Source organism: Streptomyces sp. NBC_00224 (assembly GCF_041435195.1).
Taxonomy (GTDB): domain Bacteria; phylum Actinomycetota; class Actinomycetes; order Streptomycetales; family Streptomycetaceae; genus Streptomyces.
Genome location: NZ_CP108106.1, coordinates 4,130,866 through 4,144,345, shown reverse-complemented (window position 1 = coordinate 4,144,345; position 13,480 = coordinate 4,130,866). Strand labels below are relative to the sequence as shown.

The following is a 13,480-nucleotide window of genomic DNA, read 5'->3' as shown; positions in this document are numbered from 1 at the left end:
GGCGGCTCACCGCCTCGCCCCGGCCAGGATCCACCCCTCCACCGCCTCGTACTGCTGCCGCTGGGCGTAGACGTCGCGGCGGCTCAGGAACGTGCCCAGCCAGCCCGCCGCGAAGCCGAACGGGATGGAGACGATGCCCGTCGTGGTGAACGGGAACCAGTTGAAGTCATGGGTGGGGAAGACGGACTGGGGCGAGCCCGACACCAGCTTCGTGCCGGTCATCACCAGCGCCGTGAACACCGTCCCGCCGATCAGCGTGCACAGCAGCCCCGCGCGGGTGTAGCGGCGCCAGAACAGACTGAGGATCAGGGCCGGCGCCAGCGCGGACGCGCCCAGGCAGAACGAGAGGGTGACCAGCGGCTGGAGGTTGTGGTCCTGGGCCGCCGTCGCCAGCGCGATCGCCGGGATCCCGACGGCGAGCGCGGCCACCCGGGCCGTGTTCGTCTCGGTGGCGTCCCGCACCCCGGACCGGCCGCGCAGCCCGTGTGCGACCAGGTCGTGGGCGAGCGAGTTGGCGCACGCCAGGGTCATCCCGGAGATCGAGGCCAGCAGGGTCATGAAGATCGCCGTGGCGACCGCCGTGAAGAGCAGCGTGCCCAGCGTCGAGGCGTGCGGCCCGACGATCGCCTGGCTGGTCAGCAGCAGTGACGTCTTGCCCTGCGGGTCTCCTTCGGTGATGGCCTGGCGGCCCACCACGGCCGCCGCGCCGAAGCCGATCACGATCAGCGCGAGGGAGATCACCACGACCGCCGACACCGCCCAGGAGAGCGAGCGCCGGACCGCGCGGGCGCTGCGGGCGCTGTACATCCGCATGGTGATGTGCGGCAGACAGGCCGCGCCGATCACCAACGTCAGCTCCGAGCTGATCATGTCCAGCGAGTCGCCGCCGAACTGGAGCCCGGAGGAGAGGTACGCCGGGCCCGCGCCGCTGCCCTTGGCCGCCTCGCCGAGCAGCAGCCCGGGGCTCCATCCGTACCGGTGCAGGATCAGGGCCGCGACGGCGAGCGAGGAGAGGGTGAGGACGACGGTCTTGACCGCCTGGATGAAGGCGGTGCCCTTCATGCCGCCGATCGCCGCGTAGCCGATCATCAGCAGGCCGAGCATCACGATGCAGCCGGTCTTGAACTCGGCGGCGCCGAAGCCCAGGACGAAGGCGATGAGGTCGCCCGCGCCGGCCAGCTGGACCACCATCAGCGGCAGCAGCGCGGCGAGCGTGACCAGGCACGCGGTGACCCGGACGGCGGGGCCGGGCGCCCGCCGGGCGAACGCGTCGCCCATGGTGAACCTGCCCGCGTTGCGCAGCGGTTCGGCCAGCAGGAACATCAGCAGCACCAGCGAGAGCGCGGTGCTCAGGGTGAGGACGAGGCCGTCGTACCCGGTCAGCGCGATGACCCCGACCGTACTGAGCACGGTGGCCGCCGAGACGTAGTCGCCGGCGATGGCCAGGCCGTTGCGCAGCGGGGAGAGCGAGCGGGAGCCGGTGTAGAACTCGCCGAGGTCGTCGCGGTCGGGCGCGGTCATCACACAGAGCAGCAGCGTCACGCTGATCACCGCGATGAACGCGATCAGGGACATGGCCCGGGCGTCGGAGGCGAATCCGGTCATCGGGCGGCTCCGTCCGTGTACCGCCGGGAGTTCGGCGGGCGCTGCGCCGCCTGGTGGCGGATGGCGGCGGCGAGCGGGTCGACGGTCCGCTGGGCGGTCCACTCGTACACGGCTATCGCGGCCAGCGTCACCGGCAACTGGCAGAGCCCGAGCAGGAGTCCGGCGGTGAGGCCGCCGGAGATGTGACGGCCGAGGAAGCCGGGGGCGTACCCGGAGAGGACAAGGAAGAGAACGAAGTACCCGAGGGCGGTGAGGGTGGAGACGCGCCGCAACAGACGGTAGGCGGTGCGGAGTTGGGGGATGCCGGGGGACGAGCGGTGGTGCGGCATCGGCTGCTCCTTGCAGAGGGGGACGGGGAAGCCGGAAGCGCTGGTGGGTGGCGGCGAACTTACCGGTCGGTATGCGCTCTGGGGAGCCCTTGGGGCGAACTTTTCGGTACGGGGGGATAGTTACCGTGGGTAATGAGTGCGGGTAGTGATGCCTGCGACCCCGTCGGCGCGGATGCCACGGACGGCGCGGTGGGTGGAGGCCTTCGCGTTCCGACTCAGCCCTGGGGTGGAGAGCCCCTACGGGTTCCTCCCTACTTCAGGGCAGGGGGCGTTCGTCCTGGCGGAGGACGAGAAGAGGGGGAGCGGTTCTTTAACGTGGTCTTACACCGAGCGGCTACGGGGAGCCGCAGGTGGGAGGTGGGGTTAGCCCCAGCAACAAGACACCGCTGGGCACCAGGGTGCCTGGGGCCCCCGATCGCCAGACTCAAGACGTACGCATGACACGCACTGACTCGCAACGAGGAGAAGAACCGTGACAACGGCTGTGACCATTCCCAGGCACGGGGGTACTGGAGGGCAAACGGCGGTCGCGGCTCGGGCGCGCCAGGTCGTCAAGGCGTACGGGTCGGGGGAGACCCGCGTCGTGGCCCTCGACCACGTGGACGTGGACATCGCCCGCGGGCAGTTCACCGCGATCATGGGCCCGTCGGGTTCCGGCAAGTCCACGCTGATGCACTGCCTGGCCGGGCTCGACACGGTCTCGGGCGGCCAGATCTATCTGGACGACACCGAGATCACCGGCCTCAAGGACAAGAAGCTCACGCAGCTGCGCCGCGACCGGATCGGCTTCATATTCCAGGCGTTCAACCTGCTGCCGACGCTCAACGCCCTGGAGAACATCACGCTCCCGATGGACATCGCGGGCCGCAAGCCCGACCGGGAGTGGCTGGACCGCGTGGTGGAGACCGTCGGGCTCGCCGGGCGGCTCAAGCACCGCCCGACCCAGCTCTCCGGCGGCCAGCAGCAGCGCGTCGCGGTGGCCCGCGCCCTCGCGGCCCGGCCCGAGATCATCTTCGGTGACGAGCCGACCGGAAACCTGGACTCCCGCGCCGGCGCCGAGGTCCTCGGCTTCCTGCGCCGCTCGGTGGACGAGCTGGGCCAGACCATCGTGATGGTCACCCACGACCCGGTCGCCGCCTCCTACGCGGACCGGGTGCTCTACCTCGCGGACGGCCGGATCGTCGACGAGATGTTCCGCCCGACCGCCGACGCCGTGCTCGACCGCATGAAGGACTTCGACGCTCGGGGGCGGACGTCGTGACCGTGCTCAAGACCTCGATGCGCAACTTCTTCGCGCACAAGGGACGGATGGCCCTCTCGGCCGTCGCGGTCATGCTCTCGGTGGCGTTCGTGTGCGGCACGCTCGTCTTCACCGACACCATGAACACCACCTTCGACAAGCTCTTCGCCGCCACCGCGGCCGACGTCACCGTCACCCCGAAGAACGCGAAGCCCGACGACCGGCCGCAGACCGGCACGCCCGAGACGCTGCCCGCCTCGGTCCTGGAGAAGGCGCGCGGCGCCGCCGGGGTGAAGTCCGCCGAGGGCGGCATCTCCAGCTCCAGTGTCACGGTCGTCAACTCCGAGAACGAGAACATGGGCTCCTCCAACGGAGGCCCCACGCTCGCGGGCAACTGGACCGCCAACGACCTCAAGGCGATGGAGATCACCTCCGGCCACGCCCCGCGCGGCCCGACCGAGGTGATGGTCGACGCCGACACCGCCGACAAGCACGATCTGAAGATCGGCGACGAGCTGCGCACCATCGCCGTCACCGGCGACTTCAAGGCGAAGATCACCGGCATCGCCTCCTTCAAGGTGACCAACCCGGGCGTGGCGATCGTCTACTTCGACACCGTCACCGCCCAGCGCGAACTGCTCGGCCGGACGGGTCTGTTCACCACCGTCACGCTCACCGCCGCCGACGGCGTCAGCGACAAGCAGCTGAAGCAGAACGTCGACGCCAAGATCGGCGCCGGTACGTACAAGGTGGAGACCGCCGCCGAGAACAAGGAGACCAACCGCGACTCGCTCGGCTCCTTCCTCGACGTGATGAAGTACGCGATGCTCGGCTTCGCCGGAATCGCCTTCCTCGTCGGCATCTTCCTGATCATCAACACCTTCTCGATGCTGGTCGCCCAGCGCACCCGCGAGATCGGTCTGATGCGGGCGATCGGCTCCAGCCGCAAGCAGGTCAACCGCTCGGTCCTGGCCGAGGCGCTGCTGCTCGGCTTCTTCGGCTCCGTCCTCGGAGTCGGCGCGGGCGTCGGCCTGGCCGTCGGCCTGATGAAGCTCATGGGCTCGTTGGACCTGGAGCTGTCCACCGACGACCTGACGGTCAAGTGGACGACGCCGCTGGTCGGCATGCTGCTCGGCGTCGTGGTCACCGTCCTCGCCGCCTACCTCCCGGCCCGGCGGGCCGGAAAGATCTCCCCGATGGCCGCGCTCCGCGACGCCGGTACGCCGGCTGACGGCAAGGCGGGCCTGATCCGGGCGATCATCGGCCTGGTGCTGACCGGCGCCGGGGCCGCCTCGCTCTACGCGGCGGCCCACGCCGACAAGGCCAGCTCCGGCGCGGGCGTCCTCGCCCTCGGCGTGGTGCTCACGCTCATCGGCTTCGTGATCATCGGCCCGCTGCTCGCGAGCGGTGTGGTGCGGGTGATCAGTGTCCTGGTGCTGCGGATGTTCGGCCCCGTGGGCCGGATGGCCGAGCGCAACGCGCTGCGCAACCCGCGGCGTACCGGAGCGACCGGCGCGGCCCTGATGATCGGGCTCGCCCTGGTGGCCTGCCTCTCGGTGGTCGGCTCCTCGATGGTCGCCTCCGCCACCGCCGAGCTCGACAAGTCGGTCGGCGCGGACTTCATCGTCCAGTCGGGCAGCAACGACGGTCGGCCGATCGTGCCGCAGGCGGCCGACGCCCTGCGCAGGACGCCGGGCATCGCCCACGTCACCGACTACAAGTCGGTGGACGCGAAGATCACCACCCCGGACGGCAAGACCAGCAGCGAGGACCTCGCAGCGGCCAGCCCGACCTACGTCCAGGACCTGCGCCGCGAGACGGTCTCCGGCAAGCTCTCCGAGGCGTACGGCAAGGACGCGATGTCCGTCGGCGACAAGTTCGCCGAGGAGCACAAGGTCAAGGTGGGCTCCACCCTGACCGTCGCCTTCAAGGGCGGCCGCACGGCCCACCTCAAGGTCGCGGCGATCACCTCGGACGACACCAATGTCGACAAGGGCGCGATGTACACCAACGTCACGACCGCCGAGCGCTATCTGCCCGCCGACCGGGTGCCGAAGAACATGATCATGTTCGCCAAGGCGGAGGACGGCAAGGCCAAGGAGGCGTACGCCTCGCTGAAGGCGGCCCTCAAGCCGTACCCGCAGTACAAGGTGCAGGACCAGACGGACTTCAAGAAGGACCTGAAGGACCAGATCGGCCAGCTCCTGAACATCGTGTACGGCCTGCTGGCCCTCGCGATCATCGTCGCGGTGCTCGGTGTGGTGAACACCCTGGCCCTGTCGGTGGTCGAGCGGACCCGGGAGATCGGCCTGATGCGCGCCATCGGCCTCTCGCGCCGCCAGCTGCGCCGGATGATCCGTCTGGAGTCGGTGGTGATCGCCCTCTTCGGCGCCCTGCTCGGCCTGGGCCTGGGCATGGGCTGGGGGACGACCGCGCAGAAGCTGCTGGCCCTGGAGGGCCTGGGCGTCCTGGACATCCCGTGGCCGACGATCATCACGGTCTTCGTCGGTTCGGCGTTCGTGGGTCTGTTCGCCGCCCTGGTCCCGGCCTTCCGGGCGGGCCGAATGAACGTGCTCGGAGCTATCGCGAGCGAATAGCCGCCGTACGGGGGTCGGCGGGGCGGCCCCGGGGAGTTCTTCCGAACTCCCCGGGGCCGCTTCATTTTTGAGCCCCCGTTATGTCTGCCGCTTCAGCAGTACGTATCCGTACGCCACGCCCGCCACCGCGTACCGGGTGCCCGGGTGCAGCCCGCGGGCGTACTCCAGCGGGTTCCCGGCCCAGCCCGAGACGTTGTCGAGCGCGATGTACTCGGGGACGACCCGGCGGGTGTCGCCGACCCAGAACACCCGGCAGCGGGAGGTGAGGCGGGAGATCGGCCCGACGTCGGCCTCGACGGTCGCCCCGTCCGGGACGGTCGCCAGCATCCGCTCCCGCTCGCGGACTTCGGCGCTCTTGCGGTACGTGGCCGCCTCGGTGAGCGAGTACAGCGGCAGCGAGGAGGTCAGCGCGAGGGCGGCGGCCGCCGCGGCGGCGGGCAGCTGGCGGGCGTACGTGCGCAGCCAGGGGCGCGGGCTGCGGCGGCCGGTGTCCACGGCGTCGGCCAGGGCGAGCGCGAGGACGGGCATCAGCACGGCGCTGTAGTGCCAGTCGGTGGACCAGTAGTGGTCGTCGGAGGAGAGGAACCGCCAGCCCAGCGTCGGCACGGCGGCCAGGAACAGCGGGGAGCGCACCGCGAGCAGCCCGGTGGGGAGCAGCAGCCACAGCAGGGTGCGCAGCTTGGTGCCGGTGGCGGCGAAGGGTCCCGCGCCGGTGGTCTTGCCCCAGTAGTCGTACGCGCCGGTCGAGTTGAAGGCCGGTATCACCGCGGTGAGGGTGACCGCGACGGCCGCGATGCCGAACGCGGCGACGCCGAGCGCGTACGCGGCGGTGCGCGGCGAGCTCCGCCGGGCGCGCAGGGCGACGACCACCGCGACGGCCGCCAGGGTCAGCCCCAGGTCCTCCTTGACCAGGACGAGCGGGAGCGCCCAGCACAGGGCCGCCCGCCAGCGCCGGGTGAGTACGGCCTCCAGGGCGTAGGCGAGCAGCGGCACGGCGAAGCAGATCTCGTGGAAGTCGAAGTCGACGGCCCGCTGGAGCCCCCAGGACAGGCCGTAGGCGACACCCACCGCGAGCCCCGCGCCCCGGCCGAGCAGCCGGGCGGCGCCCCGGGTGACGGGCACGGCCGAGAGCGCGAACAGCGCGGCCTGGGCGACGAGCAGGGTGACGGGGGTCGGGAAGAGCCGGTAGAAGGGGGCGAGCAGCGCGGTGACGGGGCTGAAGTGGTCCCCGAGGATGTTGGTGCCCGGCCCCTTGAGGTCGGCGACGGGGGCGCGCAGCTGGGCGTAGCCCCGGACCGCCTGCTCGAAGATCCCCAGGTCCCAGGAGAGCGTCTCCATCCGCCGGTACCGGAGCACGGAGACGGTGGCGTACGCGGCGAAGAGCGCGGCGGCGAGGAGGTACGGGTCGCGGGTGCCGGGCGCGCGTATCCGGCTCTTGGGTGCGGTGTCATCCGGTATGAGGTCGGGCCGGACCCGGTTTTCGGGCAGCGCGAGTAGAGCTCCGTGCACGGTGAGGTCCTCGGGTCAGCGGATGCGGGACGGGGTGGCGGTGGGGGTCACCGGTGGGCTCGCGTGGCCGTTCGGGGTGGGTGAGCCGGTGTCCCCCGGGCCGCCGGGCAGGGCGCTGCCGAATGAGCTGGCGGGAGGGCTGGGTGGAGGCATGCTCGACGAGGGGACTGAGCGGGACGCCGAGCCGGACCCGCCGGGCGAGGGAGTGCGGCCGTCGGACGGGCTCCGCGACGGCGTGCCGTACGACGGCGAGCCGGAGGGCGTGCCGGACGGCGTGGGCGGGTCGGCCGGAACCGTCACCGCTGGATCGCCCTGGAGCCGCAGCGCGGCCACCGCGCCCGTACCGGCGACCAGGCACACGACACAGGCGGCGGTCGCCGCGAGGCTGCGGCGACGGCGCCGCAGCCCGCGCTCGGCGACCCGGGCGGACGGCTCCGGCACGATCCGGCGCCCGCTCTCGGCGGCGGCCCGCTTCAGCGCCCGGGCCAGGGCCGGATCGCCTTCGCGGCCGTCGGCGTCGGGGGAGCCATGGGGGAATTCAGACACCCTGTTCCTCCTCGGAGGTGAGGTGGGGCCGCAGCGCTGCGCGCGCCCGGGAGAGGTGCGTCTTCACCGTGCCGGTGGACAGGCCGGTCTCGGCGGCCACCTGCTCGACGGTGAGATCGCAGACGTAGTGCAGGACGGCCACGCGCCGCTGGCGTTCGGAGAGCAGGCGCAGGGCGTCGACGAGTGCGACGGAGGACGGGTCGGGGCCGCGCGCGGCTTCGGAGCGGCCGCCGCTGTGCAGCCGCCAGGCCTCACCGGCCCGGTGGCGCCGGCGCCAGCGGCTCACCGCGAGCCGCCAGGCGACGGTGCGGATCCACGCCTCGGGCCCGGCCTCGCGTCGCAGTTTCGCGCGGCGGCCCCAGGCCCGTACGAACGCTTCCTGGACGACGTCCTGCGCCTCGTGGAGGTCGCCGGTCATCAGATAGACCTGGCCGACCAGGTCCTTGACCGAGTGAGCGTAGAACTCCTCGAACTCGTCGTCGGTCAAGGCGGCTCCCGTCGGATGGACAGACCTGTCGGCGGACAGGTCTCACGGGATGTACGCCTGGCGGCGGCCTTTCGGTTGACAGGTCACCGCAAGAATTTTCGGACGGGTCGCGGGACGGCTCGCGGAGGGGGTCCCGAAAGGGGTTCCGGGACCGGTCCCCGAACGGGTCTCAGAGCTTCTGCAGGCCCTGCTTGAGCCGCTTGCCGAGCGGCCGCTCCACGTACCGGTGCACCAGCCAGGACACCGCGAGCATCAGCGCGATCACCCCGCTGACCAGCGGGATCGGCTTCACCTGGGGCGAGAGCGCGCCGATGATCTCCCAGCCGATGTACTCGTGGAGGAGGTAGAGCGGATACGTCAGCGCGCCCGCGTACGGCAGCCAGCGCCACTTGATCCAGGACAGCTTCCCGGTGGCGACCAGGCCCATCACCGCGAAGCACGCCCCCATGATCGCGGTGACCGGCCAGTCCGGCAGCGGGTGGGTGAGGCGCTCCTGGGCGTGCTCCCAGGTGCGGTGGGCGGAGGGCAGGGAGGCGGCGGCGCAGAACAGGACGATGCCGGTGAGCATCAGGTTCGGCCGGAACCGGTACATCAGATAGAACGCGACACCCGCGATGAAGCACCAGCTGTTGTCCGGCATGACGATCATCCGGATCGTGCTGTCGTCGGACTGGTAGGCGAGTGCGCTGGCCACCGCCCAGGCGCAGCAGAAGAAGAGGACACGGCGGTACGTCAGCCCACGCCAGGCCACCACTGCGAACAGCAAATAGAACCGTAGTTCGGCAAAGAGGGTCCAGTAGACGCTGTCGACGCTCTCGACGCCCATCGGTTCCTGGAACATCGTGAGATTGGTGAGGACGTCGGAGAACGCCTGCGCCTTCAGCCCGTTCGGGACGGCCGTCACGACCACCGTGGTGGCGATGACCGCGAACCAGTACGCGGGGTAGAGCCGCACCACCCGCGAGACGAAGAACGACTGGAGCGGTTTGCCCCAGCTGCTCATGCAGATCACGAAGCCGCTGATGAGGAAGAAGAGCTGGACGCCGAGCCAGCCGTAGGCGGCGATGGGGTAAGTGGCCGGAAACCTGGCCCGGGAGTCGGATTCCGGCCATCGTCCGGTGAGTGCCATGTAGTGGAACATGACGACCATGAGGGCCGCGAGGAGGCGCAGACCGTCGAGCGCGTAGATACGGCTCGGGCGGCTCCCCTCGACCGTGGAGCCGGTCCGCTGCGGGGTGCTGGTGCCGCTGAGCACCGGCTCGGGCTGAAGGAGCGCTGTCCGCGCCTGGTCGGGCATGTCGAGCGGGTTCCCCTCGGGCACTGATTTCATGGCGTGGTCACCGCGACGCCGCCGTCTTGCCAGGCGTTCGGCACGTCCGGGCGAGCCTATGGGGTTCCACAAGATTTGCAAAGGCTCACCCTTTGCTCAGGGGTACCGCCAAAGGGGTGATCCGGCCCACGTGCGCCCCCTGGCTTGCTTCCCGCGCGGCTGTCACACCCACGCCGTAGGCTGGGAAACCCCGGCCCGTACGACGTGTCGGGCGGTTCGCGTTGCCCTCTCCCCGGGATGGATCCCTTCATGAGCCTGCACGGTCTGCTGGACGCGGTGGTACGAGACCCGGCGCTCGCCGAAGCGGTGAAGGCCGCCACCGACGGCCACCGGATGCACATCGACCTGGTGGGCCCGCCCGCCGCGCGGCCCTTCGCGGTGGCCGCGCTGGCCCGCGAGACCGGGCGCCCGGTGCTGGCGGTGACCGCGACCGGGCGCGAGGCGGAGGACCTGGCGGCGGCGCTGCGCTCCCTCCTGCCTCCGGACGAGGTGGCGGAGTATCCGTCCTGGGAGACGCTGCCGCACGAGCGCCTCTCGCCCCGCAGCGACACGGTGGGCCGCCGGCTCGCCGTGCTGCGCCGGCTGGCGCACCCCCGGGACGACGACCCGGCGGCGGGCCCGGTCAGCGTGGTGGTCGCGCCGATCCGCTCGGTGCTCCAGCCCCAGGTCAAGGGGCTCGGGGAGCTGGAGCCCGTGGCGCTGCGGACCGGGCAGGCGGCGGATCTGAACGAGATCGTGGAGGGCCTGGCGGCGGCCGCGTACTCCCGGGTCGAACTGGTCGAGAAGCGCGGCGAGTTCGCGGTCCGCGGCGGCATCCTGGACGTCTTCCCGCCGACCGAGGAGCACCCGCTCCGGGTCGAGTTCTGGGGCGACGACGTCGAGGAGATCCGGTACTTCAAGATCGCGGACCAGCGGTCGCTCGAAGTCGCCGAGCACGGTCTGTGGGCGCCGCCCTGCCGCGAGCTGCTGCTCACCGACGAGGTGCGGAGCCGGGCCGCCGCGCTGGCCGAGGCGCACCCGGAGCTGGGCGAGCTGCTCGGCAAGATCGCGGAGGGGATCGCGGTCGAGGGCATGGAGTCCCTCGCGCCGGTCCTGGTCGACGAGATGGAGCTGCTGCTCGACGTGCTGCCCAAGGGCGCTATGGCGGTCGTCTGCGACCCCGAGCGGGTGCGCACCCGGGCGACCGACCTGGTGGCGACCAGCCAGGAGTTCCTCCAGGCCTCCTGGGCGGCGACGGCCGGGGGCGGGGACGCCCCGATCGACGTCGGCGCGGCCTCGCTGTGGGGCATCGCGGACGTCCGCGACCGGGCCCGCGAGCTCGGCATGATGTGGTGGTCGGTCTCGCCCTTCGCGGCCGACGACACCGACCTGGACGACGAGACGCTCAAGCTCGGCATGCACGCGCCGGAGACCTACCGGGGCGACACCCAGCGGGCGCTCGCGGACACCAAGCAGTGGCTCGCGGACGGCTGGCGCACGGTGTACGTCACGGAGGCCCACGGCCCCGCGTCCCGGACCGTCGAGGTCCTCGGCGGCGAGGGCATCGCCGCGAGACTCGACGCAGATCTGGCCGAAATCAGCCCCTCGGTGGTCCATGTCGCCTGCGGCGCCGTCGAGCACGGGTTCATCGACCCGGCCCTGCGGCTCGCCGTGCTCACCGAGACCGATCTGACCGGGCAGCGCACGGTCAGCAAGGACATGGGCCGGATGCCGGCCCGCCGCCGCAAGACCATCGACCCGCTCACCCTCCAGGTCGGCGACTTCATCGTGCACGAGCAGCACGGCGTCGGCCGCTATCTGGAGATGGTCCAGCGGACCGTCCAGGGCGCCACCCGCGAGTATCTGCTCGTCGAGTACGCGCCCGCCAAGCGCGGCCAGCCCGGCGACCGGCTCTACATCCCCACCGACCAGCTGGAGCAGGTCACCAAGTACGTCGGCGGCGAGGCCCCGACGCTGCACCGGCTCGGCGGCGCAGACTGGACCAAGACCAAGCAGAAGGCCAAGAAGGCGGTCAAGGAGATCGCCGCCGACCTGATCAAGCTGTACTCGGCGCGGATGGCCGCCCCCGGCCACGCGTTCGGCCCGGACACCCCCTGGCAGCGCGAACTGGAGGACGCGTTCCCGTACGCGGAGACGCCCGACCAGCTCTCCACCATCGCCGAGGTCAAGGAGGACATGGAGAAGACGGTCCCGATGGACCGGCTGATCTGCGGCGACGTCGGCTACGGCAAGACCGAGATCGCGGTCCGCGCGGCCTTCAAGGCGGTCCAGGACGGCAAGCAGGTGGCGGTCCTGGTCCCCACCACGCTCCTGGTCCAGCAGCACTTCGGCACGTTCTCCGAGCGGTACGGGCAGTTCCCGGTCAATGTGAAGGCGCTGAGCCGCTTCCAGACGGACACCGAGGCGAAGGCGACCCTGGAGGGGCTCAAGGACGGCGCCGTCGACCTCGTCATCGGCACCCACCGCCTCTTCTCCTCGGAGACCAAGTTCAAGGACCTCGGCCTGGTCATCGTCGACGAGGAGCAGCGCTTCGGCGTCGAGCACAAGGAGCAGCTGAAGAAGCTCCGCGCCAACGTCGACGTGCTGACCATGTCCGCGACGCCCATTCCCCGTACGTTGGAGATGGCGGTCACCGGCATCCGCGAGATGTCGACGATCACCACCCCGCCGGAGGAGCGCCACCCGGTGCTCACCTTCGTGGGGCCGTACGAGGAGAAGCAGATCGGCGCCGCGATCCGCCGCGAACTGCTGCGCGAGGGCCAGGTCTTCTACATCCACAACCGGGTCGAGTCCATCGACCGGGCGGCCGCCCGGCTGCGCGAGATCGTCCCCGAGGCGCGGATCGCCACGGCCCACGGCCAGATGGGCGAGAGCCAGCTGGAGCAGGTCGTCGTCGACTTCTGGGAGAAGCGGTTCGACGTGCTCGTCTCGACCACGATCGTCGAGTCCGGCATCGACATCTCCAACGCCAACACGCTGATCGTCGAGCGCGGCGACAACTTCGGCCTCTCCCAGCTCCACCAGCTGCGCGGCCGCGTCGGCCGGGGCCGCGAGCGCGGATACGCGTACTTCCTCTACCCGCCGGAGAAGCCGCTCACCGAGACCGCCCACGAGCGCCTGGCGACCATCGCCCAGCACACGGAGATGGGCGCGGGCATGTACGTGGCGATGAAGGACCTGGAGATCCGCGGCGCGGGCAACCTGCTCGGCGGCGAGCAGTCGGGACACATCGCGGGCGTCGGCTTCGACCTGTACATCCGGATGGTCGGCGAGGCGGTGGCCGACTACAGGGCGGCCGTCGAGGGCGGGGTGGAGGAGGAGCCGCCGCTGGAGGTCAAGATCGAGCTGCCGGTCGACGCACACGTCCCGCACGACTACGCGCCGGGCGAGCGGCTGCGCCTCCAGGCCTACCGGGCGATCGCCTCGGCCAACTCCGAGGAGGACATCAGGGCGGTCCGCGAGGAGCTCACCGACCGGTACGGCAAGCTGCCCGAGCCGGTCGAGAACCTGCTCCTCGTGGCCGGACTGCGGATGCTGGCGCGGGCCTGCGGGGTCGGCGAGATCGTGCTCCAGGGCAGCAACATCCGGTTCGCCCCGGTGGAGCTGCGCGAGTCCCAGGAGCTGCGCCTGAAGCGGCTCCACCCGCGTACGGTCATCAAGGCGCCCACACACCAGATCCTGGTGCCGCGCCCGACGACCGGCAAGATCGGCGGCAAGCCGGTGGTGGGCCGCGAACTGCTGGCGTGGACGGGGGAGTTCCTCACCACGATCCTGGGGTCCTGACGGAGAAGGACGGGTGGGCGGCGCCGTCACGGCGCCGCCCACCCGTCCTCCCAC

General features: G+C 71.1%; 9 protein-coding genes. 3 read left to right on the top strand and 6 right to left on the bottom strand.

Annotated elements, in window-relative coordinates; all coding sequences use genetic code 11:
• Nucleotides 1-6: 6 nt before the first annotated feature.
• Together OG965_RS18305 and OG965_RS18300 are read right to left on the bottom strand one after the other, a co-directional pair.
• Nucleotides 7-1,605, bottom strand: coding sequence for a cation acetate symporter (locus tag OG965_RS18305; protein ID WP_371653152.1), 1,599 nt, complete (start codon nt 1,603-1,605; stop codon nt 7-9).
• Nucleotides 1,602-1,934: a DUF485 domain-containing protein gene (locus tag OG965_RS18300; RefSeq protein WP_371653151.1), complete on the bottom strand. Its 333-nt coding sequence runs from the start codon at nt 1,932-1,934 to the stop codon at nt 1,602-1,604. Before OG965_RS18300 ends, OG965_RS18305 begins: the two co-directional genes overlap by 4 nt.
• A gap of 472 nt (nt 1,935-2,406) precedes the next feature.
• Between OG965_RS18300 and OG965_RS18295 the strand changes: the two genes are divergently transcribed.
• Complete coding sequence (locus OG965_RS18295; protein ID WP_371653150.1) at nt 2,407-3,195, top strand: ABC transporter ATP-binding protein; 789 nt, start codon at nt 2,407-2,409, stop codon at nt 3,193-3,195.
• A complete protein-coding gene (locus OG965_RS18290; protein WP_371653149.1) occupies nt 3,192-5,771 on the top strand; it encodes an ABC transporter permease in 2,580 nt (859 codons plus the stop codon). The genes OG965_RS18295 and OG965_RS18290 overlap by 4 nt, the downstream gene beginning before the upstream one ends.
• 78 nt (nt 5,772-5,849) lie before the next feature.
• Here OG965_RS18290 and OG965_RS18285 read toward each other — a convergent pair whose 3' ends face one another.
• The 4 genes from OG965_RS18285 to OG965_RS18270 form a co-directional block, all read right to left on the bottom strand.
• Nucleotides 5,850-7,229 carry a DUF2079 domain-containing protein gene (locus OG965_RS18285; protein WP_371656976.1) on the bottom strand — a complete coding sequence of 460 codons (1,380 nt, stop codon included), beginning with the start codon at nt 7,227-7,229 and terminating at the stop codon, nt 5,850-5,852.
• Nucleotides 7,230-7,295: 66 nt separating this feature from the next.
• Nucleotides 7,296-7,826 carry a hypothetical protein gene (locus tag OG965_RS18280; RefSeq protein WP_371653148.1) on the bottom strand — a complete coding sequence of 177 codons (531 nt, stop codon included), beginning with the start codon at nt 7,824-7,826 and terminating at the stop codon, nt 7,296-7,298.
• Entirely contained in the window at nt 7,819-8,313 is a 495-nt protein-coding gene (locus OG965_RS18275) for a SigE family RNA polymerase sigma factor (protein ID WP_371653147.1), read from the bottom strand. Before OG965_RS18275 ends, OG965_RS18280 begins: the two co-directional genes overlap by 8 nt.
• Before the next feature lie 169 nt (nt 8,314-8,482).
• Nucleotides 8,483-9,643 (bottom strand): acyltransferase family protein, encoded by a 1,161-nt coding sequence (locus OG965_RS18270; protein ID WP_371653146.1) that lies wholly within the window; start codon nt 9,641-9,643, stop codon nt 8,483-8,485.
• Between the two features lie 249 nt (nt 9,644-9,892).
• Here OG965_RS18270 and mfd point away from each other — a divergent pair, with 249 nt between their 5' ends.
• The gene (gene mfd / locus OG965_RS18265) at nt 9,893-13,426 is read left to right on the top strand and encodes a transcription-repair coupling factor (RefSeq protein WP_371653145.1); all 3,534 of its coding nucleotides are present in this window, start codon (nt 9,893-9,895) and stop codon (nt 13,424-13,426) included.
• The last annotated feature ends 54 nt before the right edge of the window (nt 13,427-13,480 follow it).

Excerpts from the sequence above, each read along its gene's own strand:
- OG965_RS18305 (WP_371653152.1), bottom strand. The coding sequence starts at position 1,605 with ATGACCGGATTCGCCTCCGACGCCCGGGCCATGTCCCTGATCGCGTTC.
- OG965_RS18300 (WP_371653151.1), bottom strand. The coding sequence starts at position 1,934 with ATGCCGCACCACCGCTCGTCCCCCGGCATCCCCCAACTCCGCACCGCC.
- mfd (WP_371653145.1), top strand. The coding sequence starts at position 9,893 with ATGAGCCTGCACGGTCTGCTGGACGCGGTGGTACGAGACCCGGCGCTC.
- OG965_RS18270 (WP_371653146.1), bottom strand. The coding sequence starts at position 9,643 with ATGAAATCAGTGCCCGAGGGGAACCCGCTCGACATGCCCGACCAGGCG.